This window comes from Bacteroides sp. AF25-5LB (assembly GCF_003602965.1).
Classification (GTDB): Bacteria; Bacteroidota; Bacteroidia; order Bacteroidales; family Bacteroidaceae; genus Bacteroides; species Bacteroides uniformis.
Genome location: NZ_QTMC01000003.1, coordinates 1 through 22,816 on the forward strand (window position 1 = coordinate 1; position 22,816 = coordinate 22,816).

18 protein-coding genes and 2 tRNA genes are annotated in these 22,816 nt (G+C 42.7%); 7 read left to right on the forward strand and 13 right to left on the reverse strand.

Features of this window, described 5'->3' with window-relative positions:
• Window positions 1–39 precede the first annotated feature (39 nt).
• From DWY57_RS04180 to DWY57_RS04225, 10 genes are all read right to left on the reverse strand, one after another.
• Complete coding sequence (locus DWY57_RS04180; protein ID WP_243634648.1) at window positions 40–942, reverse strand: serine/threonine-protein kinase; 903 nt, start codon at window positions 940–942, stop codon at window positions 40–42.
• Window positions 894–2,711, reverse strand: a complete 1,818-nt coding sequence (locus tag DWY57_RS04185; protein ID WP_119961364.1) for a serine/threonine-protein kinase — start codon at window positions 2,709–2,711, stop codon at window positions 894–896. Before DWY57_RS04185 ends, DWY57_RS04180 begins: the two co-directional genes overlap by 49 nt.
• A 4-nt stretch (window positions 2,712–2,715) precedes the next feature.
• A complete protein-coding gene (locus tag DWY57_RS04190; protein WP_119961365.1) occupies window positions 2,716–4,623 on the reverse strand; it encodes a serine/threonine-protein kinase in 1,908 nt (635 codons plus the stop codon).
• A 52-nt stretch (window positions 4,624–4,675) separates the two neighbouring features.
• Entirely contained in the window at window positions 4,676–6,265 is a 1,590-nt protein-coding gene (locus DWY57_RS04195) for a serine/threonine-protein kinase (protein ID WP_243634649.1), read from the reverse strand.
• Window positions 6,266–6,270: 5 nt separating this feature from the next.
• Window positions 6,271–6,639, reverse strand: coding sequence for a hypothetical protein (locus DWY57_RS04200; RefSeq protein ID WP_129643329.1), 369 nt, complete (start codon window positions 6,637–6,639; stop codon window positions 6,271–6,273).
• A gap of 13 nt (window positions 6,640–6,652) precedes the next feature.
• A complete protein-coding gene (locus DWY57_RS04205; RefSeq protein ID WP_119961367.1) occupies window positions 6,653–7,753 on the reverse strand; it encodes a leucine-rich repeat domain-containing protein in 1,101 nt (366 codons plus the stop codon).
• Window positions 7,754–7,784: 31 nt separating this feature from the next.
• Complete coding sequence (locus tag DWY57_RS04210) at window positions 7,785–8,429, reverse strand: hypothetical protein (RefSeq protein WP_119961368.1); 645 nt, start codon at window positions 8,427–8,429, stop codon at window positions 7,785–7,787.
• Window positions 8,430–8,565: 136 nt separating this feature from the next.
• Window positions 8,566–9,276 (reverse strand): FHA domain-containing protein, encoded by a 711-nt coding sequence (locus DWY57_RS04215; protein ID WP_119961369.1) that lies wholly within the window; start codon window positions 9,274–9,276, stop codon window positions 8,566–8,568.
• A gap of 16 nt (window positions 9,277–9,292) precedes the next feature.
• A complete protein-coding gene (locus DWY57_RS04220) occupies window positions 9,293–9,667 on the reverse strand; it encodes a LytTR family DNA-binding domain-containing protein (RefSeq protein WP_009037653.1) in 375 nt (124 codons plus the stop codon).
• A 6-nt stretch (window positions 9,668–9,673) separates the two neighbouring features.
• Window positions 9,674–11,581, reverse strand: a complete 1,908-nt coding sequence (locus DWY57_RS04225) for a serine/threonine-protein kinase (RefSeq protein WP_119961370.1) — start codon at window positions 11,579–11,581, stop codon at window positions 9,674–9,676.
• A 792-nt stretch (window positions 11,582–12,373) separates the two neighbouring features.
• Here DWY57_RS04225 and DWY57_RS04230 point away from each other — a divergent pair.
• Genes DWY57_RS04230 through DWY57_RS04240 form a run of 3 tightly spaced genes read left to right on the forward strand, consistent with a single transcriptional unit; the run spans window position 12,374 to window position 14,414 of the window.
• A complete protein-coding gene (locus tag DWY57_RS04230) occupies window positions 12,374–12,847 on the forward strand; it encodes a hypothetical protein (RefSeq protein ID WP_119961371.1) in 474 nt (157 codons plus the stop codon).
• A gap of 11 nt (window positions 12,848–12,858) precedes the next feature.
• Complete coding sequence (locus tag DWY57_RS04235; RefSeq protein ID WP_119961372.1) at window positions 12,859–13,656, forward strand: inositol monophosphatase family protein; 798 nt, start codon at window positions 12,859–12,861, stop codon at window positions 13,654–13,656.
• Window positions 13,657–13,709: 53 nt separating this feature from the next.
• Complete coding sequence (locus DWY57_RS04240; RefSeq protein WP_119961373.1) at window positions 13,710–14,414, forward strand: phosphoribosyltransferase family protein; 705 nt, start codon at window positions 13,710–13,712, stop codon at window positions 14,412–14,414.
• A 1-nt stretch (window position 14,415) separates the two neighbouring features.
• On the opposite strand, the gene DWY57_RS04245 is transcribed toward DWY57_RS04240, so the two are convergent.
• From DWY57_RS04245 to DWY57_RS04255, 3 genes are all read right to left on the reverse strand, one after another.
• Window positions 14,416–15,021, reverse strand: coding sequence for an outer membrane beta-barrel protein (locus DWY57_RS04245; protein WP_119961374.1), 606 nt, complete (start codon window positions 15,019–15,021; stop codon window positions 14,416–14,418).
• A 186-nt stretch (window positions 15,022–15,207) separates the two neighbouring features.
• A tRNA-Asn gene (locus DWY57_RS04250) sits at window positions 15,208–15,281 on the reverse strand.
• Window positions 15,282–15,302: 21 nt separating this feature from the next.
• Window positions 15,303–15,376 (reverse strand) — tRNA-Asn (locus tag DWY57_RS04255).
• An 81-nt stretch (window positions 15,377–15,457) separates the two neighbouring features.
• Here DWY57_RS04255 and DWY57_RS04260 point away from each other — a divergent pair.
• The 4 genes from DWY57_RS04260 to DWY57_RS04275 all read left to right on the forward strand — a co-directional run bounded on the left by DWY57_RS04260 (window position 15,458) and on the right by DWY57_RS04275 (window position 22,737).
• Window positions 15,458–16,441, forward strand: coding sequence for an adenosine kinase (locus tag DWY57_RS04260; protein ID WP_119961375.1), 984 nt, complete (start codon window positions 15,458–15,460; stop codon window positions 16,439–16,441).
• 22 nt (window positions 16,442–16,463) lie between these two features.
• A complete protein-coding gene (locus tag DWY57_RS04265) occupies window positions 16,464–18,155 on the forward strand; it encodes a S41 family peptidase (RefSeq protein WP_119961376.1) in 1,692 nt (563 codons plus the stop codon).
• A 229-nt stretch (window positions 18,156–18,384) separates the two neighbouring features.
• Window positions 18,385–19,785, forward strand: a complete 1,401-nt coding sequence (locus DWY57_RS04270; protein ID WP_207805149.1) for a DUF5723 family protein — start codon at window positions 18,385–18,387, stop codon at window positions 19,783–19,785.
• A gap of 117 nt (window positions 19,786–19,902) precedes the next feature.
• Entirely contained in the window at window positions 19,903–22,737 is a 2,835-nt protein-coding gene (locus tag DWY57_RS04275; protein WP_119961378.1) for a hypothetical protein, read from the forward strand.
• The last annotated feature ends 79 nt before the right edge of the window (window positions 22,738–22,816 follow it).

Below are 22,816 nucleotides of genomic sequence, written 5' to 3' on the forward strand. Positions count from 1 at the left end.
ATGAGAGGACGTTTAGACGCAAGAAGGACGCTGAAGAGCTTAGTTGCGGATTTGAGGTTCATTATACTGCATTGATGGCTTATTGTTATTAGTCAATAACGATAAAAATTCATCAATGCTTTGTGGACGGTCTCTACGGCGCGGTTGCATGGCTTTCTCAATTGTATAGGCCGTTGATTGGGATATACTCGGTGGAAGTGGAGGAAGCCCGTCGTCATTCACATCACTGGCATCAGGTGGAGTCTCATTTGTCAAGAGCTTGTATAAAGTTGCTCCCAAAGAATAGATATCTGTTGCAGGAGAAAAGGTGCTGACGCCTCCTTGCTTATATTGTTCCATTGGAGCATACCCGGCACTGATGCCTATAGGGGTTGTACTGGTTTGATGCCCTTCACCGTCATAGCGTTTGGATAGTCCAAAGTCTATAAGGGTGGCGTTGTTATTATTGTCTAACAATACATTCCCTGGCTTTATGTCAAGGTGGTTCATTTGGTGCTGATGAATAAACTTTAAGGCATCAGCCAGCTGGTAGATATAATGGAGGGCCTTAGACTCTCTGACTGCTCCATTCCTTTTTAGATATTCTGCAAGAGAGCCATTTCCCATGTATTCCATTACATAGTAGGCTGTCTCATTTTCTTCGAACACATCAATGATACGAATGATGTGAGGATGATTCAGCCCGGCTATCATCCGGGCTTCCTTTACGAACTTCTGGCGGAAACGTGCTACTAATTCTTGACTGCCTTGTGAACCGACTGATACATGGGAAGTTGCAACGTCACGGTTGCAATGTTCCTTCATGAAGAATTCTTTAATAGCTACCTTGCGTTCTAAGGCCACTTGTGTGGCAAGATAGGTGATGCCAAAGCCGCCTTGTCCCAAGACTGTTTCTATTTTATATTTTCCTCCTTGGAGGAGAGTGCCGGATTGTAATTGCATAGCTTTTTATTTTGGTGGAAATTGAAATGGTAATCTATATACAGATGGCGATTCTTGTATGAAATAATCGTATAGAAGGAAGTACCTGCTATCTCTACGCGAACTCTATTACTCATTCTCAAGTTTGCGTAGATTTTTTGGGCAGTTTCACTTCCTTGTTCTGCTGCTTTTTGATACCATTTTATTGCTTCCGAATAATTTCGCGTAACATTAAGTCCCGTATAATACAAGTTCCCCAGTTCATTTTGGGCTTTTGCATTTCCTTGATTTGCTGCTTTTTGATACCATTTTTCAGCTTCAGTAGCATTCTTTGCGACATCCCGACCAAGAAAGTACATTCTTCCTAACTCATATTGGGCCTCTGTATTCCCTTGCTCTGCTGCTTTGGCTGTTTCCTTAAAGCCGTTCTTTTTCTTTGGAGGCATATTGGCACTCATGGCACTCAGGTTTGCTGTTTCGGTGTTTTGTTGCGCAGGGCGTTCTACATTCCCGGTCGCTGCATTTTCTTTTACATGAGAATTCGGGTTTATATTTTCAGCAGATGTGCTTGCATGTACTGTTACTGATGATGCGTTATTCGGTTCAGAATTTGTTACAGTGTCTGTTGCGGACAGCCATTCTGTTTCTGTATCTGTATCGGAGTTGGAACCTGTTCTGGAAGTAATATAGGCTATAATTCCTCCAATAGACAGAACAGCTATTAGGACAAGAATAATATATTTTAGATTTTTGGGGTGGGGCTGGGAAGATATGTCGTCACTTGAAGGCATAGTCTGTTCTTCATTGGCGGATGTTTGGATAACCGTAGCTTCCTCCAGCGTTATTCCTATATCTTCTTTGGGAGTTGTTTCCGTATCCTTATTTTTCAATATACTTAAAAATGCGGCTACACTTTGCGGTCTGTCTTTTTTCATAGCCGACATGACTTTTGCGATACTGGCTATTAACGAATCGCTTACTTGATGTTTTTGTAGCTCATATGCAGGAAAACCGTCATTCAATATTTCTGAAGCCTCTGGTGGACGGATTCCCGTCAACATCTTATACATAGTTGCACCAAGCGCATACACGTCCATCGTTGCCGGGAAGTCTTTACCTTCATGATAATTACTCTGTTCTATCGGTGCATATCCGGGGGTACCACTTCCCACTGTAGTGCTTGTTTCCGGTTTCCCATTTTCGTCATATTGCTTGGACAAGCCAAAATCGATAAGTACGGCTTCCTGATTCTTACGGAGCATAATATTTCCAGGTTTCAAGTCCAGATGAAGCATCTTATGAGCGTGCATGTAAGATAGAGCGTCTCCTATCTGTTTGGCATACATAATGCTTTCTGCTTCCGTCAAGCCTTTTTGTTGTGTGATGTATGTATCCAGATTTCCTCCATCTACATATTCCATGGCGTAGTAGACTGTGTTGTTGGCCTCGAAGTATTCCAGCACTTTAACGATATGGGGATGGTTCAGCTTACTCAGGTTTTCGGCTTCGCGCGAAAACTTCTTTTTGTAGTCATAATAGACCCCTCCTCTGCTTCCACAAGTAACAGTATTTTCTTCTCGTCCATTGATGTCTTTCATGAAGAACTCCTTGATGGCAACTTGTATGGTTGTTTCGAGTTCACCCAATGCTCCGGAAACTTTGACTTGGGTCATAGCCAAGTAGGTGATGCCGAAAGAGCCTTGACCCAATATCTTTTCTATGGTATAGGTATGTGATTTACCATATAAAATGGTATTTTGTTTAAGTGCATAATTATTTATATTACTCATATTATTAAGTAGTTGATTGTTTGTTATTATTTATGTTACAATTGTAACAAATCTCTGAATTAAATCTATCTGCTGGAGAAGATGCAAATTTGGGAACTCGTTCTTCAAGGCTCTTTCTTTTTTTCTTTCTTTGTTGCTCTTCTTTCTTTTGTTTTTCTTCTTTGGGGATAACAGGGCGAATGGGGAGTGCAACATTATTGGGCATAACCCTAACTGAATCTTTCAATAGGAAAGCGCGTCCTCTTTTGAATTTGACAAATCCCCCTCCTATTAAAGCTACGGAACCAGTCCAATAATATGCTATGGAACCGCGATTTTCTATATTTTGTCCGTTTTTGATACCGACAGCAGGCAGAAATATATTGTTGCCGTTGGGTCCGGTAATTTTGTATCCCCCTATTTTTTGGTAAGTGGTCCATGTTATCTTGCACTTATCTCTAAGTTCCATGAATTCTTTTGCTGTTGGCATACGCCAATATTTCCCTAATTGAGTTCGGGCAATATCATACTCCGAGCCACAAATATCATCAAAATCATAAATGTTAATAGAGGTAGGTCCACTGCTGGCTGTTCCCGTGGAATCTCCCCAGTAGTATAAATTCCCATATTCTTCAGGAGTTGAGGCACCGAGATTCCACCCGGCCCATCTTACACTTAAACCTAAATCTACAATTTGATCTGTTGAGATTTCATTGTGTTGAACATTGGTTCTTGTTTGCCCAATTTCTGTATTAGAGTTCTCATACCGAATAGATGAATCATGCAGAGCCGAATTATTCATAGATATAGGCGATGTAAGTATAGCACTGTCGGATACAGTACTGTCAAGCCCAATAGCTAAAGAGTTGTCTTGTGCGATATTACTCGTCTTGTTGGTTCTGCTGAGCCAAATAGTACATAATATAAGGATTAGAGCTATAACTCCCCAAAGCCATTCTTTTTTAAATAAGAAAATTCGTTGAGGCTTTGGAATGGAAGAAGGATGCTCTTTTGCTACAAATTCATTTTTAGGGGTATCTAATATTGTAGTTTCATTTTCCAAACCAGGTTTTATCCCTTCATTCAATAATGTGAGAAATTCATTAATGTTTTGCGGTCTATCTTTGCATCGAGGTTGCATTGCACCTTGTATGGCCTTTCTTATCAATGGACTTATCTTTGTTGGCAATGCTGGCAGTCCCTCGTCATTCACATCACTGGCCTCTGGCGGTTGTTGGCTTGTCAACAAATAAAACAATGTTGCTCCGAGAGAGTAAATGTCTGTACCTGGTGAGAATGTTTTTACTCCACCTTGCTTATATTGTTCCAAAGGTGCATATCCTTTGCTGATACCGATTGGCGTACTACTTGTTTGGTTACCGGTGTCATCATAACGTTTGGATATACCGAAGTCTATTAGTACAGCTTCTCCATTGTTCCGAAGCAGAATGTTGGATGGCTTTACGTCCAGGTGCATGGTTTTACGGTGATGAAGATATTCCAACGCATCAGCTATCTGGAGGACATAACTTAATGCTTCAGAATCGGACATTGCTCCATTGGTTTCAATCCGTTCTTTTAAAGAACCGCCATCTATATACTCCATTACGTAATAAGCTGTGTCATTTTCTTCAAATACATCATAGATGGATATAATGTGTGTATGCGCCAATCCTGCAATGATTTGGGCTTCTTTGATAAACTTTTGGCGGAATCGTTCTACTAACTCCCGGCTACTTTGGGTACCCATAATGATATGTGAAGTCTTCTCATTGCGTTCGCAGTAGTCTTTCATGAAGAATTCTTTGATGGCTACTTGACGGTTCAATCCGGTCTGAAGGGCTTGGTAAGTAATTCCAAAGCCACCTTGTCCCAATATGGACTCTATCTTGTATTTTCCTCCTTGAAGGAAAGAACCTGATTGTAATTGCATAGTTTTTTATTTTGGCGGAATTTAAAATTAAAATAATGCAAACTATAACAGTTTATTCTGATACGGGGCGAACGGAATTTCCCTCCTTACAATAGTCGCTGTACAACGGACTCCAGCCGTTAATACTGAAGACGAGGCTGGAGGCGCTACTAGAAGTGCTATTAGCCGTCTTTCGTGTTCCTGACCAATAGCGGCCATTTCTTCCTCGACCATATACCGTTCCACCGTAAGCGTAGCAGTATCCTGATGCAGGGAGGAAGATTCGATTTCCATTCGGTCCTGTTACCATATAGCCTGCAACTTTTTTGTATTCAGTCCATTTCCATATACATTTATCAGATAATTCTTTTAATTCTTGCTGTGTAGGTAGCCTCCATTTCTCTCCCCATTTAGCACGAGCAATGTCATATTGAGTGCCGCTGATGTTGAAAGGGGGAGTGCCACTGAGAGAATCGCTACTATTTGTTGCTTTTTTTTCTCCGGTCGGGTCCGCCCATCCATATAGTCCTCCGTATTCTTCGGGAGAAGATGCTCCGACATTATAGGCTGCCCATTTCACACTCAAGCCAAGATCTACCGGATTGTTTTCAGTTGGAATTACTTCCGTAGCAAAGGCTTCTTCTTTAAGAGGAGTGGTATCACTTGGTTTTTGAGTAAACCAGACAACTGTTGCTAACAAAAGTGCGACGACAACCCCTATAAATATGGGTAACTTGTTACTGCTGGAGGGCTGTTTTGGGGGAGGCAACTTTTCTTTCTTGGCAATGATGGTAATATCCTCTCTTTCCGGTTTATTCAACAATTCTAAAAAATCTTTTATGCTTTGTGGACGTTGTCTTTTGGGTTGCATGGCAGCACGAATCGCTCGTTCGGTAGTTGCCGATATGTTTGCGGGTAAGGCTGGTAGTCCGTCATCGAACACAATGTTGGCAGCCGGCGGTGTCGTTCCTGTCAGCAATTTATAGAGTGTAGCACCTAATGAATAAATATCTGTAGTTGGTGTGAATATTTGCACTCCTCCAGCTACATATTGTTCCATTGGTGCATATCCGGTACTGATACCTACCGGAGTAGTACTGGTCTGTTGCCCGCTTTCATCGTATCGCTTGGATAGTCCGAAGTCTATCAACACTACTTCTCCCTCTTCTCTCCGCAAAATGTTTCCAGGTTTCACATCCAGATGGCTCATCTGCCGTTGGTGGATATAGTTCAATGCTCCTGCTATTTGATGGATGTAATGCAGCGCTTCCGTTTCTTGTAGTGCACCGTATCGCGTCACATATTCTTGCAGAGAACCTCCTTCTATATATTCCATCACATAGTAAGCTGTGTCGTTTTCTTCGAACACATCATGTATACGGATAATATTAGGATGGTTAAGTCCGGCAATGGATTGTGCTTCTTTTATGAATTTTTGCTGAAAACGAGCTACGAGTTCACGGCTTCCTTCCGTCCCGATGGTAATGTGTGACGTATCGGCGTTGCGGTTGCAATACTCTTTCATAAAAAACTCTTTGATGGCTACCCTACGGTTTAGTCTTGTTTGCCATCCTAAATAGGTGATGCCAAAGCCGCCTTGCCCAAGTATTCCCTCTATTCTGTATTTACCCTCTTGTAGAAGGGTGCCCTCTATCAACTGCATATCAATCAATTCCCTTTCTTTTCCCAGTTATTCAGTACTTTTTTCAAGTTCTCTTTCTTTATTTCTGCCATTTCTAATTGTATCGTTACGAGTTGGGAACGTAAATCCAGGCAGATAGAGTCTTGCCGGTCATTTAATCTCTCCATTGTCTCAGTGGAGACATCATTGTAGGTGGCATTCCGCTTTTTGTCTTGTTCCTGTATCTTCTTCTGAAGAGACTTTTCCTGAGCACTCAAAGCTTTTAGCCTGACGGCCTGAATTGTGTCGTTATTACTGCGTACATTTTGGGGGTGGAATGTGGATGCGTGCAGATTACTCATGATACAACACATCAGTAATAGGCACGAGGCGATTATAATATTTTGCGGCTTCATTGTTTCTGTATATTTAGGGTTTATCATATTTTGAAAAATCTTTTACTCCGGATAACATGCTTTTCCCCAGCATATTAGTGGGTTCCACTATTGAAGGTATCAGGGCATATTCGGGTGGGAATCCTTCGGGAGTGTTGGCCGAAACTTCAGCATATTCTCCTTCTGTGGAGCAAAGTGCCTCTTTATAGGAACTTAGTGCTGTTTTGGGGACGAGCAGTTTGATTTTCAGCTTGCCGGCAATTTTTATCAGGAATACTTTTTGTCCGTTGAGCTCTGCGGTGGATATCGGTTCTGTTCTGCGCATGATGATTTGCTCCAGGTGTTCCATCTGGGAGAACTCCCGGTACGAGAGTATCTGTAATGAAGCAGGCAAATCGATTTGGGTTATATTGGGACAATCGATTAAAGCCTTCCAGCGTATAGCGGTGGTGCCGTCGGGAATACGTATCTTTCCTGAGCGTCCGCGGGGGCAACCTAACAGAATTGTTTTGTCTTTGTTATAGAGCATTCCGTCTATGGAAGTAAAGTTTGGATTATTGGCATCCACTTCTATGCTTTGCAACTGTTTCAATGATTTCAAATTCTGCAGGCTGATGAGCTTTGCCGGGATGACGATGGAGGTCAAACGGTCACTCCAGCGGAACATTTTGAGGTTCACTTGTGTCCAGTCGCTGCCCAACGTTACCTGCCCGATTGCTGTACACCGGAAGAATACTCCTTCACCAAAGCGGACGCTGTTGCCGGGAAATACGATTTTCTCTAATCCGCTGCAACCTTCAAAGGCAAAATCGCCTATGGACGAAAGCCCGGAAGGCAGTACAATGCCTTTTAGGGAAGCTGCATTACTGAATGCCTTCTTGCCAATGCCGACAACACGGTATATCGTGTTGTTGTGCTTTACCCTTGCCGGAACGGATATCTCACCGGTATACAGAGAGGGTTGGGGGGCAGAGATGTTCCCTTGGTAGGTAACTTCCACATGTTGTTTCTTTGCATCTACAATGTTGAAGAAGAATTTCTCTCCACTTTTTCCGGTGACGGTGAAATCGTGTGCGTAGAGCAGGGAGGTGCTTCCCAATAATAGGATGAATGTGATTATATTTGTTCGTTTCATAGCTTTAGTAAATATAGTGTGATGAATAGAATTAGGCCATGTAGCCGGTTACGTCGGCATCGTTTATATAGTCGGGTATTGGGTCATTGTCTGCCAGCAATGTAGCATCCTCGTTTACGTCGGTTGCTTGTGTGGTTGCCATAGACAATCCTTCCATGCGAATGCCTGCCTCTTCTATATTGATGACCTCATTGTCTGTAATTATTCCATTATTGTCCATATCTGCCACCATGGCATCTGCTATTCCATCCCGGTCGATGTCAACGACAAGAGTTTCTTGTCCGTTGACAATAACACCGGCTATATCCATTTGCGAGCCGTCTTCGCACGTAACCGTTTCATAGGAGACCACACTGATGGTATCTTCGTTATGCGGTTCATCGTTGCTGTTTCCGGGCATGATAGGTGTGGCAGGGGTATCAGGCTTCTGAGGGGCAATTGGCTCATTGGTTAAAGGTACTTCCGAAGTTACTGTAGGGGTATCAGTGTGGGGAGGCTGTACCGGTCCTTCGGTGACTGGCTCTGTTGCAAAAGCTGTCTGGGCCATTGAACCGGCCGCTACGCCTATTGCAGCTCCGATGGATGAGCTGGCGCCATTTTGCCAATTGTAACTTTTCTGTCCCACATTTTTCTGTGTGGAATTTGTGCTTTCCTGGTTTGTTTTTTTAGTCTTCATAGTTGCTCATTTTTAATGGTTTATAACTTATTCTGCAACAAAAATATAAAGAGAGGCATGCAATGGCAAATTTCAAAAAGTATACTACATAAACCCTGCGGTTTAAGGTATCAATCCCTCATTTTTCAAGGGATTCTTACTTCTCGGTAAATTTGGATTTACAATAGGGGCAGCTCGTCATCTTTTTCAGGTCGTCATACTGTTGATATCCCATGAAATGATGGCATTCCGGGTTGGGGCATACATAGTCCTTATGAAATTTCTTATCAAGGTCGTCCAGAAACCTGGGAAGTGTGGAAGATGACCGGTAGGTTATCACAAAGAAATAGATGGCCAATAAAAGTCCTGCAGAATATAGAATGACACGCAAAGCCGGCAGGTCGGCAATGCCCGGAATAAATCCGCAGAAAATGGCAGACATGGAAAATACGCCTGTTACAGAACGGATTGCTGCAGACTTCTTTTCTTTTATCTGTATCTGGAGTTTGGTGTCGTGAAATTCGTCCCATACTTCTTGTAGGTGACGGATAGAGAACGATTTGGGTATTGATGCTCCCAGCCCTTTTATAATGGCCGCTATATCCATGAAGTAACGGTCTGACCCCAGCTCTATGCGGTCTTTTCCGGAAATGTGCTTGGACTCGATTTGCACACCATTGACGTAAGTGACGTTTTCGGGTTTCAGATTGGTAATGATATAGCCTCCTTTGTCATCGGTCACCACTTTACAGTGCTGGCGGCTGACGGATTTGGGTACGCTGTTGGCGTTCCCCCAAAAACGGTCTTGGTTGTTTATGCTGATACGCAGGCGGGATGCACCGGCTTCTCTTCCTATGATAAGTTCCATGGCATTATTGTTTTTATTATGCAGATTTTATATTGAGGAATATTTCTTTCAGTTTTTTCAGTGCTTCTTTGGAAATCTCCAGTTGAAATGCAAATGATGAATAGTCACTTAAAACGAGTCGCTGTTTGATGACATTTATCTGGTAAACATAGTTCAGATTAATGATGAACCGTTTGCCGATACGGGCAAAGCAGCGTGCCTTTTCTTTCAGTCGCTCTTCAAGGACTTTTTCGGTCTGGGCTAAATTCAAGCAAATAATACCGCGTAGCTTGTTCGTAAGTATTATATTGGTGTAATTTCCATCAGACTCAAAATATACAATCTTGGAAATGTCCAATCTAAGAAGCTCATCGCGTGAATTGAAAAACAAGAAGTTGGTTGTCGTATCCATTGTAACTTATTTATTATTTGTTTTTAATGTATCCTCTTCTGTATAGCTGTTTGATATTAATCCGATTAGAGGAATTTTTACTCGCTTTTTGTACTTTACATCTTCGATAATGATGTCACATAAAAAGTAACTTATATCGATGGTGATTTCTATTGTTTCAGGAGAATATCCTAAATAATCCTTTAGCGGAATGATAAAACGTCTACTGTCTATTTCCATAAAGTAGGAGTCACCGTCTCCGGGAAATGTGGCGCTGCGCCTTAAAGGGAAGCTGCAGAAATTGCATAAAAAAGAGCATTCTCTGACATGATTCTCTAGTGTATACCCCGCCAATACTTTAAAAGGCAGACAATCAAGGAAGGCAAATGAACTTATCTGGCCAATAACAGATGAATACCATATAGATAGGGCTTTAGGCAAGAATTTCCAGTATAGTTCTAAATCGGTCATAGGTATGGCGGGAGATGTTACATCATATTCTTGTAAGATGTGCTCTTCAGCAGTTCCCACTCCGGAGTATTCGGCCTCATAAAGGCCTTCTCCGTATTCGGCAATGCAGTATTCCTCTTTGGAGCAGATGCAGATAGGCATGTCATTTGAATGGATGATGCAAGGTATCGCTGAGGCGATATGGATTTCTTCAGTAACCCGTATCTTTGATGTTTTATCGTTGTCAAAGTACTTGTTGATAAATCTTAATACATCAAAATAATGGCACAGATTTTTCCTATATGTTATGACCTTGAAACGGCTGTCTTGTATAGACTGGCGATTTTTCTTGATGAATGCATCCAGTGAGGTGTTGAAATGTACAATTACCGGATTTATAGGCTTTTCTATTATCTCTTCTACCTGTGTTTTTCCTTCCAGGGGCAGTTCATAAATATTGTCATTCAGAAAATAAACCAGTTTGTCGTCTTGGACGTAATAAAAGGCAATGCCTTGATATGTGGCATGCTGCTTATTGTAGGAAGTGTGTTTGGCACTTTCATCAGTATGGGAGTTCGTAGTGCTATGGGTTAAAGCCACGAACTCATTTACTGTTTGAGGGCGCTTTATCCTCATGGGGGCCATTGCTTTTTTTATGGCCGATATTGTTTGCGCGCTTATGTGCTTTTGCCGTAGCTCTTCTTCTGCAAATCCTTCATTTAGTATTTCAGAGGCTTTGGGCGGGGTCTTTCCTGTCAGCATTTTAAAGAGAGTGGCCCCTAAAGCGTAGATATCCAATGTGGGTGCGAGTATTTTCCCATATTCTTGCGAACCTTGCTCTAAGGGGGCATAACCGGGAGTACCAAGGCCAATAGTAGTGCTTGATTCCGGTTCTCCGTTTTTGTCGATTTGTTTGGATAGCCCAAAATCTATCAGAAACAAAGTGTTATCAGTACGTCGCATGATATTTTTAGGCTTTAAGTCAAGGTGCAGCATCTTTTGGGAATGCATATATTGCAATGCTTTTCCTATCTCCTCTACATATTGTAGCGCTTCTTTTTCCGGCAGCCCTCCTTTCTCCAATATATATGCATCCAGACTGCTCCCTTCGATATACTCCATTACATAGTAGTAGGTGTTGTTCTCTTCAAAAGACTCTAAAACCTTAACGATGTTTTGATGGTTGAGGCGAGCTAGGTTTAAGGCCTCTTTTTGAAATTTCTTTCCATATTTGTATGCAATGCTATTGGGAGATGGCTCATAAATATCTCCTGATGAACTTCTGGCACTTACATCTTGTAGAAAAAATTCTTTGATGGCTACGGATACATTGCTATTCAAGATGCCTAATTCGCCTTTCAGGCAAATTGAAGCCAAATAGGTTATACCGAATGCTCCATGACCTAATACACCTTTAATTTGGTAGTTGTAGGAATGGCCATGGAGTATAGTTCCACAAGATAAAGTGTGAATGCTGCTTTGCATGAATCTATATGTCTGTCTAATTGTTGCTGATACTTGCCTCTTATTTCACTGTGAAAACATATGATTGGGCAGAGTCTTAGCCGTTCAAAGTTATAGAACTTGTTAATGAATTCAAAAGCAAGAAATGTGGGAACTGTACTATTATGCATATTTTCCGGTTATGTGGCTGTAATATGATGTTAAGTGTGACAAACTTTTCTGCTCTACTCTTCTGGGACGGATATTTCCTACAGTTGAACACAAGAGGACTGTAAGCTGGAGTAAAAGGGACGGGCACTTCTTGGCTGAAATACCTGCTGTTTGTCATCCGGATATTTGTAGTTTATAGTTGCGCACAGTTGTGGAACGCTTTCTTCACAGTTGTGGAATAACTTTCTCATTAATGTGAAGAAGGCGTATCACAACTGTGCGCAACTGTTTTTGATGTGGTGTTGGCGTAGGAAAGTACTCTTCTCTGTGCAAGGAGGACCTGCTTCTTGTATAAGAGAAGCCTGCTTTTTTGTAAGAGGACACGGTTATGTAAGCAAAATCTGCTTACATACTTGCATGGTGGTTGCTTACATAACTTAATGCTCTGTGCAGTAGGTTGCTATATGTGTCTATGCAAGCATGCAAGTAGAATGTGCGATAAAGTTATAGTATAGAACTTGAATAGATTCTTGTTTGTGGATTTATCTTTTGCAAAGTCTTGGAATATACTGCCGGAGCACTGATGATAATGGAAAAGAAACTTTTTAAATTGCCGATTTGTTCTTAACTTTGTCAAGCAAAAAGCAATTAAAAAGAGAAAAGATGAATGTAAGAGGAATATCTATATGCTTGCTATGTGCCGGAGCGCTGTTTGTGGCTTGTGGTAGCAAGAAGGGAAAGACTGTGGAAGTTGCTGAACAAGCCGATACGGTACATGTCGTTGGTGGTGATAAGGATAAGCATGGTTGCATTGCATCTGCCGGATATACCTGGAGTGAGGCTCAGAAAGACTGTATCCGTCTGTGGGAAAAAGGAGTCCGTATGAACGCTGTGGATGATGCGGAGAAGGTGTTGTTTCTGGTGTTCAGTCCCGATTCTACCCAAGTGGAACTGTTCTTTTCGGAAGAGGAAATGCCGAACGAGATTCTGGAGCGCCGTGGTCTTCCTTCGGGGGGATATGCTTGGAATGTGGAAGATGATGATACAAAGAATGTGCGTTTGGAAGATGGAAGATGGACGGTCAGCCAGCGCGGTCGGCTTATTTACCGGCAGGCAGAAGAGGCTGCGGGGAACTAATATGTAGAGAAATGGAGGATTTGAAGATATTGACAGAGTCTGTCTGCTGCATAGCCCGTGAAGCCGGATATTTCTTGAAAGAAGAGTGGAAAAACTTCAGCCGGGAAGCGGTACAGAAGAAACAAGCCCATGATTATGTCTCTTATGTAGACAAGGAGTCGGAGAGACGAGTGGTGGCTGCGCTTCGGGAGCTTCTTCCCGAGGCTGGATTTATAGCAGAGGAAGGTTCTGCTGTCTATCACGATGAACCCTACTGTTGGGTAGTGGACCCGTTGGATGGGACAACGAATTATATTCATGATAATGCCCCCTATTGTGTCAGCATCGCTTTGCGCGACAAAGATTCTCTGCTGCTGGGAGTTGTTTATGACCCTTGCCGGGATGAATGTTTTTATGCCTGGCAGGGAGGTGGCGCTTATGTGAATGGAGAACGGATGGAGGTCTCGTCTGTCCAGCAGGTGGAGGATGCCTTTGTAGTGACGGAACTTCCTTATAATTCCGACCGGTATGCACGTACCGGTGAGCATTTGATTCATGAACTTTACGGGCGTGTGGCAGGCATCCGCATGACTGGTTCCGCTGCGCTTGCCATCTGCTATGTGGCTGCCGGACGTTTTGATGCCTGGCTTGAGGCGTTTATCGGCAAATGGGACTTTTCTGCGGCGGCGCTGATAGTGCTGGAGGCTGGTGGAAGAATCACTGACTTTTGCGGTAGTGACGCCTTTTTGGACGGACATCATATCATTGCCACTAACGGACTGCTGCATCCGTTATTCTTGAAGCTGGCAGGTGAGGTCTCGCCATTATAGCAAACAAGGCGATGGAGTGTATTGCTCTGTTGCCGTTTTTTTAATACTATACGATGAAAAACATAGTTAAAACCTGGTTCTTTTCTTTTGTCCATCTCTTCTTTCCGCGTCAGTGTGCCGTGTGTGGTGCTATCTTGCAAGAGGGTGAAGAGGGCATCTGCATGAAGTGCAATATGGATATGCCCCGGACAAACTATCATCTTCGTAAGGACAATCCGGTGGAACGTATGTTTTGGGGGAAGATACCTCTGGAATATGCCACATCTTGTTTCTTTTACCATAAAGGGAGTGATTTCCGCCGCATTCTCCATCAGTTGAAATATGGAGGGAGGAAAGACCTTGGCGAAGTGATGGGGCGGTTTATGGCGGCGGAGTTGTCGACTGCCGGTTTCTTCGGTGATGTGGATGTCATTGTCCCCGTTCCTCTGCATCCGCGTAAGCAGAAAATGCGCGGGTACAATCAGAGCGAATGTATAGCTCGCGGCATTTCCGCTGTCACCGGTATTCCCGTAGATACTGCTTCCGTTGCCCGTATGAAGCATACGGAAACGCAGACCCGTAAATCCTCTTATGAACGGTGGGAGAATGTGGACGGTATCTTCTGTCTGCGTCGTGCTGATGCTTTTGCAGGGAAGCATGTACTGATTATAGATGACGTATTGACTACCGGTGCCACCACTACGGCTTGTGCCGATGCGCTCAAGGAAGTGGAGGGCGTGCGCATCAGTGTATTGACACTGGCGGTGGCGGCCTCATAAGTCAGAAACGATAACGGCCGCCTGCTACGATTGTTCCGGTATATCCTACTCCGAATTCTGTGAAGAAGGCAAACCGGCTTCCGTATTCGATGCCTAGGAAACTGAATTGATAAGAGAATTTTGTCTTGTGAAAGACTTCTCCTCCAAAACTGTTCCGGAGGAAATAGGCACCGAGCCCTGCTGAGGTATACAGAGAGAATTTGGGGCGGGTAAACCAGTGCCACCGGAAGGTGGGAAGAACATACAGATACCTTCGGTTGTCTTTGGTGTTTTCATCCAAAACTTCATAAAGGCTACTGGCCGTTCCTCTATTACCGGTTATTCCTCCGGTTACGCCCAGGCTGATTTTGCGGTTGAATCTATAAATATAACTGATGTTCAGAGCGCCGTAATAGCTGGTCTTCTCGCGTGTATAGATTCCAAAACTTGCTGTCGGAGCAATAAACTCTTCGGCTATACTATTAGCATCGGTAATGGGGAGGAAGCCGTAACTGACGGATATTTCATGGTGGCGGAATTTTTCCCGCGCAGAAACAAGAGAGGTTTGTGCTTTACCTGCGGTACATAGGTTGAATCCTATGACTAAAAAGAATAAAAGAGTTTTCATTGTAGTTTGGTGCTTGGATTAAGATATGTCTTTCTAATAAATAAAGACAGGTATTTTTATGAAATTCCTTACTTTACATTTGGCAAATGTATGTTAAATCTTTGAAAATGAAATAGAAGTGTTTGTCTTTTGTGTGGGATAATGTGGGAAAACAAAAAAGGTTCGCTTGATTGACGAACCTTTTCGCTCTTCCTCTTGGACTTGAACCAAGGACCCTCTGATTAACAGTCAGATGCTCTAACCGACTGAGCTAAGGAAGAATATGCATTCAAGTTTTTTCGCTCTTCCTCTTGGACTTGAACCAAGGACCCTCTGATTAACAGTCAGATGCTCTAACCGACTGAGCTAAGGAAGAATGTTGTTTTTTCTCAAATGCGCTGCAAAAGTAATAGGATATTTTGAAATATGCAATATCTTTGCAAAAAAAATATCGAAGATGGATAAAATAATTGGGTTGGGCAATGCTTTGGTTGATGCACTGGCAATCATTGAGGATGATAATATTTTGACGGAGATGCAGCTCCCGAAAGGAAGTATGACTCTGATTGATGAAGATAAGTTCTTGAAAATTAGTGAATATTTCAGCCGGATAAAGACACATCTGGCTAACGGAGGTTCTGCCGGAAATGCGATTCGGGCAATGGCATGCCTTGGTGCAGGTACGGGATTTATCGGAAAAGTAAACAATGATTTTTACGGTAACTTTTTTCGGGATAGTCTGCTGGAACATGGGACAGAGGCGGATTTATTGCTTTCCACTACCCTTCCGTCCGGTGTAGCCTCTACGTTCATTTCTCCTGATGGAGAGCGTACTTTCGGCACTTATTTGGGGGCGGCTTCTACATTGAAAGCGGAAGATCTTTCGCTGGATATGTTCAAAGGATATGCTTATTTGTTTATAGAGGGGTATCTGGTGCAAGACCATGATATGATTCTCCGTGCCATTGAGCTGGCTAAAGAGGCCGGTTTACAAGTATGTTTGGACATGGCGAGCTACAATATAGTAGAAGGAGACCTTGAATTTTTCTCTCTGTTGGTCAACAAATATGTGGATATTGTTTTTGCCAATGAAGAAGAGGCAAAGGCCTTTACTGGTAAGGAACCGGAGGAAGCATTGGACATCATTGCCAAAATGTGTAGCATAGCCATTGTAAAGGTGGGTGCCCGTGGTTCTCTGATTCGTAAAGGTACAGAGATGGTGCAGGTACAAGCGGCTCCGGTAGAGAAAGTGGTGGACACTACAGGAGCGGGCGACTATTTTGCAGCAGGTTTCTTGTATGGACTGACGTGTGGCTATTCGCTGGAGAAATGTGGCAAGATAGGCTCCCTTCTCTCTAAAGATGTGATACAAGTGGTGGGTACGGAGCTTCAGGCAGCACAATGGGAAAAAATCAAGGAAGAAATTTTATTAATTAATTAGCATATTATCACATAGACATATTATGAGAAGAATTTTAAAGATACGCTGGATGGTTACCTTGCTGATTGTAGCGGGAGCCGTTTGTTTTTGGGGGTTTAAGAGTGGTGATAGCCGCAGTTTCCAAATAGCAAAGAATCTGGATATATTCAATTCCATTGTGAAAGAGTTGGATATGTTCTACGTGGATACGATTGATCCGAACAAGACTATCCGTGAAGGCATTGATGCCATGCTCTACTCGCTGGATCCCTACACGGAGTATTATCCGGAAGATGACCAAAGCGAACTGGAGCAGATGCTGAAGAATTCCTATGGTGGTATAGGTTCTGTGATTACTTGGAATCCGAAACTGAAACGTTCCATGATATCTGAGCCATACGAGAATATGCCTGCTGCCGATGTAGGCCTGAAAGCCGGAGATATTTTGATGGAAATTGACGGAAAAGACCTTGCCGGAAAGAACAACCAGGAAGTCAGCGAGATGCTTCGCGGACAAGTGGGTACCAGCTTCAAGCTGAAAGTGCAACGTCCCGGTACAGAGAAACCGTTGGATTTCGACATTGTGCGCCGTTCCATCCAATTGCCGTTCATACCTTATTATACGGTGCTGGATAATAATATAGGTTATATCAATCTCAGCACCTTCTCGGGAAATCCTTCCAAGGAGTTCAAGCAGGCTTTTCTGGACTTGAAGAAGCGGGGGATGACTTCGTTGGTGATTGATCTGCGTAATAATGGAGGCGGCTTGCTGGATGAGTCCATAGAGATAGCCAATTTCTTTCTGCCTCGCGGAAAAACACTTGTGACGACAAAGGGCAAGATTAAGCAAGCCAGCAATACCTACAAGACGTTGCGTGAACCGTTGGATTTGGAAATTCCTTTGGCTGTTCTGGTCAATGGCGGAACGGCTTCCTCGTCAGAAATCCTTGCGGGTTCTTTGCAGGACCTTGACCGTGCGGTCATTATCGGTAACCGTACTTTCGGTAAGGGATTGGTGCAGACCACCCGTCCGTTGCCATACGGTGGTACCATGAAGCTGACGACTTCTAAATATTATATTCCCAGCGGCCGTTGTGTGCAGGCTATCGACTACAAGCACCGGAATGAGGACGGCAGTGTGGGACGTATTCCGGACAGCCTTACTACCGTGTTCCATACGGCTGCCGGACGTGAAGTGCGTGATGGCGGAGGCGTGACTCCGGACATTGCGGTGAAGCAGGAGAAGCTGCCCAACATTCTGTTCTATCTTGTCAATGACAATCTTATTTTCAATTATGCAACGGACTATTGCCTGAAACATCCTACCATCCCTTCAGCAGAGAAGTTTGAAATTACAGATGCCGATTATGCGGACTTCAAGGCGATGGTGAAGAAGGCGGACTTCAAATACGACCAACAGACAGAGAAGATGCTGAAGAACCTGAAGGAGATGGCCGAATTTGAGGGCTATCTGACTGATGCTTCGAAAGAGTTTGAAGCGCTGGAGAAAAAATTGTCGCATAATCTGGACCGTGACCTTGACCATTTCTCCAAGGACATCAAGAGCATGATTGCGGTAGAAATCATCAAGCGTTATTATTTCCAGCGTGGAAGCATTATCCAGCAGTTGAAAGATGATGATGACTTGAAAGAGGCTGTAAAGATACTGACTGCTCCGGCAAAATACAAGGAAATGTTGAGTGCTCCGACAGTGACGTCAATGTCTCTGCAATAAAGAAAGGAGGCAGCCCCGGTTTTTCTGAGTACCGCTACGAGAGCAAATGAGAATGTTTATGATGAAATAGTATAAGGGCATTCTTAAGAGGATTCTTTTATTTGCTCCTTAATTTATACCGGATAGTCTCTGTATAAGCCTTTTATACACGGCTATTCGGTTAAGTTGTTTGTAGGGTATTAACTTGTTTTATATTTTTGCAGGTGATAATGAAAATATTGACAAGGTTATGAAACGATTGAATTCTCTGAAAGTATGGCTGTCTGTGGTATTGTTGCTTTGCTTCTCTCTTTCCGGACAAGCCCAGTTTCTGCGCACTTTCTACTTTATGGAAGGAAGTAGCCAGCGTATGCAGCTCAATCCGGCCTTGATGCCGGGACGCGGTTATCTGAATATTCCCGCGATAGGTTCGTTGAATGCTACCGTCAACTCCAGTTCCCTGGGGTATAGGGATATTATGGACATTATTGAGAACAGTGATGATAGCGACTATTTCATGAGCAATGACTTTATGAACCGACTGGATGCTATCAATAACTTGAATGTGAATTTGAGTACCGACATTCTGTCTGCCGGGTGGTATAAAGGAAAGAACTTCTGGTCAGTCAATGTGGGGTTGCGTAATGATATCGGTGCTGCCATACCGAAAACCATGTTCCAGTTTATGAATAACATGAGTAGCCTGGAGTTTGGTGACAATATTTCTGACTATTTGGGCATTAACGAAACCATTAATGGACAGAAGCTTGAGATAAATTCCTATGCAGAAGTCGGCGTTGGCTTTGCAAGGAATATAACAGACCGACTGGTTGTAGGCGGTAAGGTGAAGATGCTGCTGGGTATCGGTAACTTAAAGCTGAACATTAACCAGATTCATGTGGAAACTCCTTCTGTGGGCTCTTCAGGAGTGACGAGTAAAGCTTCCATTCAAGTGGACGCAACTTTGGAGAACTCGTCAAAGCTGTTAGAACTTCCCGAGAACGAGAATGGTGATTATATCGATGAAATCGATTTTGGCAGTTTCGGTTTTGCCGGATATGGTGGGGCTATTGATTTGGGAATATCTTACAAGTTACTGGATAAATTGACACTTTCTGCTTCAGTTCTTGATTTGGGCTTTATCAAATGGTCTAAATCGAATACCAGTATAGCGCGAGCCAATGCAGAGCAGACTTATGATCTTCTTGACCCGGCCTCGCAGCAGGAGTTCATAAATATTGTGAACAGCGGCGAGATTCTTAACTATGACATGTTGCAGCTCAAGACAGAGGAAGCTTCTGAGAAGAGCCGTACCCGTGGATTGACTTCTACAATGGTTCTTGGCGCTGAATATGCCTTGCTGAATGATTGGCTGGTAGTGGGTGCCTTGTATACCGGTCGTTTTGCCAAGCCGAAAACTTTGAATGAGCTGACTTTCTCTGCCTGCATCCGTCCGACGAATGCTTTCAATGTAGCTGCCAGCTATTCCGTACTTCAAGGAGCCGGTAAAACCTTCGGTCTGGCACTGAAACTGGGGCCTTTCTTTGCGGGAACAGACTATATGTTCTTTGGCAAGAATACGAAGAATGTCAATGCTTATTTGGGTGTTTCTATTCCTTTGGGAAAACAGAAAGCTGCTGAAATCTTATAAAGTGAGTTGTCAGTTGTCGTGGGTTATCTTTCTATAAAAGAGGATAATCTGCGATTTTGTTTTTACGAAAACGCAAAAAGCTTTATCTTTGCTGGTAAATACCTATAAACAGTACTCATGAGAATTGCAATAACGTTTCTCTTGTTTTTGGTTTTCAGTAGTTTGCTGCAAGCTTCACCCATACCTTTTTCTCCTATAGTGAGGAGCTATTCAGTGTCGGATTATAATGCTGGTATTCAGAATTGGGCCATTGCTCAGGACGAAAGAGGAGTGATGTATTTCGGTAATAACAGTGGGCTGTTGGAATTTGATGGAAGTGCTTGGCGGCTGTATGAATTACCGACAAAAGGAATTGTGCGTGCTATATATATCAGTGAAGATGGAAGAATTTATGTAGGCTCTTACGAAGAATTCGGTTATTTTGTCCGTACTCCTTATGACACTCTTCAATATCATTCATTGAAAAATAAGGTGAAAGATTTTGTGTTTCATAATGACGAAATCTGGGATATTGCTTGCGTTCAAGGAGAAATTGTATTTCAATCATTCGGTTCTCTCTTTTTTTATAATGGAAATTCGGTAGAAGGTATTCGAATGAAGAACCTTCCACTGAATTTGTTCCAGGTTGGAAATACTTTTTATTCTCAAAGAATAAACGGCGGACTTTATGTCTTTGCCGGTAGGGAAATGAAAGAACTTATTCCCAGAAAAGCATTTGGAGATAGTGATGTCCTGGCCGGGCTCCCTTATGATGATGCGGTTTTAATGTTTACCCGTAATCAGGGAGGTTTCCTGTATCGAGATGGGAGGGTAGAAAAATGGGAAACTGAATGTGATGATATATTCAGGAAGCATACCATTAATCGTGCGGTGATGACCAAAGACAGTTGCTACGTTGTTGGCACAATATCTGATGGCATATATGCGTTGGATAAAAAGGGAAAGCTGATTTGGAAGGTCAATACGGATAATAAACTACAGAACAATACTGTTTTGAGATTGTATTGTGATGATGACAACAATATATGGACAGCTTTGGATGAAGGTATTGCCTATATACACAACAATTCTTTAATCTATTATTATGAACCTCCATTTCGTAAAATAGGCATGGTATATGATGTCTTGGTAAGGGAAAATGAAGCTTATATTGCTTCTAATCAAGGACTTTATTGGCTTAAGGATGGAAAGACTGAATTAGTTCCGGGTTTGGAAGAACAAGCGTGGTTCGTCGATGAATGGGGAAAACAGATTTTCTGCGGGCACAACAAGGGGACTTTCTTTATATCAGGACTGAAATCAAAGCTGGTATCTGATGTAAAAGGAGGGATGTGTATGGAAAAGATTGAATTGAAGGAACAATCTTTTTTGTTGGAGGGAGCTTATGCGCTTCTGAATTTATATACGGAGACTGCTTCGGGAGAGTATTGCTTTACTCGGTCCTTACGTGGGTTCAGCCACATGATTCGTCATATAGAAGTGGACCATCAAGGGAATATTTGGGCGAAACATTTAAGGAATGGTTTGTATCGCTTTCGGATTGATTCGGATATGAAGCAGGTAAAGGATGTGCGGAAGTATGAGAGCTTGGGAGAAGTGAAAGGTGGGAGTTTTACTTTGTTCAAAATCAATGGTCGGGTAGTTTTTTCTAATGGGGAATATTTCTATACTTACGAAGATATGACTGATTCGATTGTTCCTTATGAAACAATGAATGAGCAATTGATGGAATTGAAAGGAATCAAGACTGTGAGTCATGCGAACGGAGATTACTATTGGTTTGTGGGCGACAGGACTGTGTTTTTGGTGAAGTGTGCGATAAATACTTTCAATATCGAACTTCGGATTCCATATTCTTTGTTTGACGGTCTGGCTGTGGAAGAACGAGGAAGCGTGGTTTATGACAAGAGAAATAATCATTCCTATCTTTGCTTGAATAATGCCATTGCCCGTATTGAAACAGATAGTTCCTCGTTATATAAATCTCAGACCAGGCGTTCTTTATGGATTTCAGAGATGCAGGTTACTGAGGAATTCAGTGATAAACGGAAGACATTGGTCGTGCAGTCGGGAGTCAAGGTCGAACATGAGTTTAATACAGTGAGTTTTACATTGTGCTATCCGGTTTATAACGATTATACTTATAAAGTAAGATACCGGTTGGAAGGGTATTCTGATCAGTGGATACCTGATGGACGCAATTTGCAGAAAAAGTATGCCCGTCTTCCTTATGGAAGTTATGTTTTTCGGGCGGAGATATATGATACTGGTAGAGTTTTGGCATCGGTGGAGTTTCCCTTTGAGATTTTGTCTCCGTGGTATTTGTCTTATTGGGCTGTGGGAAGCTACATTCTGATAGGGTTGTGCCTGCTGGCCTTGCTGCAATATATTGTTTATCGCTTTGTGAAGAAAAAGAAGGACCGTGTGATTGAGCAGCAGCGTGTAGTCCATCAGGCAGAGCTTGAACGGCAAGAGAAGAAGATTATTGAGTTGGAAAAGGAGCAGCTTGAGGCCGATTTGCGTTTTAAAAGTAAAGAATTGTCCAGCGTGGTAATGATGAATATCGCTCATCAGGAGTTTTTGACTTCATTGAAAGAGGAGATACAGAAGCAAAAGTTGTCCGGACAGCATAGTCGTAAGAATTTGGATAAACTTCTTGTTTTGGTCAACAATAATATAGTGTCTGATGAAGAGAACTGGATAATGTTTCAAGCTAATTTTGACCGTATACATGAAAATTTCTTCCGAAACCTGAAACTTCAATATACTGATTTGACTTCAGGAGATTTACGCTTTTGTGCATTGCTCCGCTTGAATATGCCGACAAAGGAGATAGCGAAGTTGCTCAACATTTCTACACGTGGGGTTGATGCTGCAAGATACCGGTTGCGCAAGAAATTCAATCTGCTTCCGGAAGAAAGTCTGACTGATTTCCTTATAAATTTTAAATAACTGTTTTACAGTGGAATATTAATGGGGGAAGTATTAATATTGTACTCCCTCTTTTGTTTTTTAGTGATGGGTGTACTTT

Bases quoted from the DNA above. Each gene is read 5' to 3' on its own strand.
- DWY57_RS04190 (WP_119961365.1), bottom strand. From the start codon at position 4,623: ATGCAATTACAATCAGGTTCTTTCCTTCAAGGAGGAAAATACAAGATA.
- DWY57_RS04180 (WP_243634648.1), bottom strand. From the start codon at position 942: ATGCAATTACAATCCGGCACTCTCCTCCAAGGAGGAAAATATAAAATA.
- DWY57_RS04225 (WP_119961370.1), bottom strand. From the start codon at position 11,581: ATGCAAAGCAGCATTCACACTTTATCTTGTGGAACTATACTCCATGGC.
- DWY57_RS04265 (WP_119961376.1), top strand. From the start codon at position 16,464: ATGAGAAGAATTTTAAAGATACGCTGGATGGTTACCTTGCTGATTGTA.
- DWY57_RS04210 (WP_119961368.1), bottom strand. From the start codon at position 8,429: ATGAAGACTAAAAAAACAAACCAGGAAAGCACAAATTCCACACAGAAA.
- DWY57_RS04245 (WP_119961374.1), bottom strand. From the start codon at position 15,021: ATGAAAACTCTTTTATTCTTTTTAGTCATAGGATTCAACCTATGTACC.
- DWY57_RS04230 (WP_119961371.1), top strand. From the start codon at position 12,374: ATGAATGTAAGAGGAATATCTATATGCTTGCTATGTGCCGGAGCGCTG.
- DWY57_RS04195 (WP_243634649.1), bottom strand. From the start codon at position 6,265: ATGCAGTTGATAGAGGGCACCCTTCTACAAGAGGGTAAATACAGAATA.
- DWY57_RS04260 (WP_119961375.1), top strand. From the start codon at position 15,458: ATGGATAAAATAATTGGGTTGGGCAATGCTTTGGTTGATGCACTGGCA.
- DWY57_RS04270 (WP_207805149.1), top strand. From the start codon at position 18,385: ATGAAACGATTGAATTCTCTGAAAGTATGGCTGTCTGTGGTATTGTTG.
- DWY57_RS04240 (WP_119961373.1), top strand. From the start codon at position 13,710: ATGAAAAACATAGTTAAAACCTGGTTCTTTTCTTTTGTCCATCTCTTC.
- DWY57_RS04200 (WP_129643329.1), bottom strand. From the start codon at position 6,639: ATGAAGCCGCAAAATATTATAATCGCCTCGTGCCTATTACTGATGTGT.
- DWY57_RS04235 (WP_119961372.1), top strand. From the start codon at position 12,859: ATGGAGGATTTGAAGATATTGACAGAGTCTGTCTGCTGCATAGCCCGT.
- DWY57_RS04220 (WP_009037653.1), bottom strand. From the start codon at position 9,667: ATGGATACGACAACCAACTTCTTGTTTTTCAATTCACGCGATGAGCTT.
- DWY57_RS04205 (WP_119961367.1), bottom strand. From the start codon at position 7,753: ATGAAACGAACAAATATAATCACATTCATCCTATTATTGGGAAGCACC.
- DWY57_RS04215 (WP_119961369.1), bottom strand. From the start codon at position 9,276: ATGGAACTTATCATAGGAAGAGAAGCCGGTGCATCCCGCCTGCGTATC.
- DWY57_RS04275 (WP_119961378.1), top strand. From the start codon at position 19,903: ATGAGAATTGCAATAACGTTTCTCTTGTTTTTGGTTTTCAGTAGTTTG.
- DWY57_RS04185 (WP_119961364.1), bottom strand. From the start codon at position 2,711: ATGAGTAATATAAATAATTATGCACTTAAACAAAATACCATTTTATAT.